At 55.2% G+C, this 406-nt stretch carries 1 protein-coding gene; it reads right to left on the bottom strand.

Going from position 1 to position 406, the window contains the following annotated elements:
- Nucleotides 1–222: hypothetical protein (locus AB4Z50_RS36165; RefSeq protein WP_441887330.1), on the bottom strand; the 222-nt coding region annotated here is incomplete at its 3' end.
- Nucleotides 223–406 lie beyond the last annotated feature (184 nt).

The following is a 406-nucleotide window of genomic DNA, read 5'->3' as shown; positions in this document are numbered from 1 at the left end:
GGATACCACGTTATCGCTGTTGAGGTCGGTGGCCTTGAGCTGCTCTGTCTTGAACGCGTCGACCATGTCCACCAACTTCAGGGCCATGCCCCGTGCCTTGAAACGATCCACGGCACCCGCATTCGCACTGGCCGTTTCCGCGGCCTGCGTGCGCCTGAGTGACGACGATGCCTGTGCACTGCGAATCGCATCGAGTCCACCGAGTCTGAGTTGGCTCATCAATATTTCCTTAGGAGAAAAGTGATGCCGGGGAATTCCGGCGCTGACGATTCTAGGCAGTGCGATAGGTCGCAATGCGCGAAAAAGGGGGTGTTTACTAAGTCACTTTGAATCTGCCGAGGCATCTTTCAAAAGAAGGCCGCCACGTTGTCAGTTATCAAGGGAAACATGGCAGTTTCCCTTGATC

This window comes from Paenibacillus sp. 2TAB26 (assembly GCF_052115145.1).
Lineage (GTDB): Bacteria > Bacillota > Bacilli > Paenibacillales > Paenibacillaceae > Pristimantibacillus.
This window is presented reverse-complemented; position numbering and strand designations above follow the sequence as displayed.